Raw genomic sequence first — 972 nt, 5'->3', positions numbered from 1 at the left:
GCATTGATCCAATTGGGGATACAGTCCGGTGATGAGGTGGTCTGTCAGTCTTTTACCTTTTGTGCTTCCGCCAATCCGGTTACTTACTTAGGCGCTACGCCTGTATTTGTGGATAGTGAAGAGGATACCTGGAATATGAGTCCGGTTCTTTTGGAAAAAGCGATTAAAGACCGGATAGCGAAGACAGGTAAGAAGCCCAAAGCGATCATTCCCGTTCATCTTTATGGCATGCCGGCAAAGATCGATGAGATTTGTGCGATAGCTGAGAAATATGAAATACCTGTATTAGAGGATGCTGCGGAGGCTTTAGGTTCGGAATTTAATGGGCGCAAATGTGGTACGTTCGGTACATTCGGCGCTTTGAGTTTTAATGGCAATAAAATGATCACGACTTCCGGTGGAGGCGCTTTGGTCGTAGCGGATGAAGCTGCCAAGAAACAGACGATGTATTATGCTACTCAGGCTCGTGAACCGTTTCCGTACTACCAACACGAACATATCGGATATAATTATCGTATGAGTAATATCTGTGCCGGTATCGGTCGTGGGCAGATGACGGTTCTGGATGACCATATCGCCCATCACCGGCATGTACATGATTTGTACGAGAAGGCTTTTGCCGATATGGAAGGTATTACTTTAATGTCTAATCCGGACAGCCGTTTTAATGCGAATTATTGGTTGTGCACAATTCTGATCGATAAGGAACTTACGGGGTTTGATTATGAAGAACTGCGGGTAACTCTTGATACTAAGGGTATCGAGACACGACCGTTGTGGAAACCTATGCATTTGCAACCGGTATTCAAAAATAATCCCTGTTACATAGACGGTACTTCCGAGAAACTGTTTAATAAGGGACTTTGTATCCCTGCAGGTCCTTGTGTAACGGATGAGGATGTAGCTTATATAGTTACAGAGATTAAAAACTGTATGAAGAAATAAGTTCTTGATGAGTACTTTTTTGAATTT

Annotated in this window: 1 protein-coding gene; it reads left to right on the top strand. The window is 43.4% G+C overall.

Going from position 1 to position 972, the window contains the following annotated elements; all coding sequences use genetic code 11:
* On the top strand, positions 1-945 hold a 945-nt coding region (locus QVP90_RS00620), incomplete at its 5' end, for a DegT/DnrJ/EryC1/StrS family aminotransferase (RefSeq protein WP_288203603.1).
* Between the last annotated feature and the right edge of the window lie 27 nt (positions 946-972).

Origin of the sequence: Bacteroides sp. CAG:189 (assembly GCF_000432295.1) — a bacterium.
Classification (GTDB): domain Bacteria; phylum Bacteroidota; class Bacteroidia; order Bacteroidales; family Bacteroidaceae; genus Bacteroides; species Bacteroides salyersiae.
The sequence above is the reverse complement of the archived record's forward strand: the minus strand, read 5'-3'. Positions and strand labels throughout refer to the sequence as shown.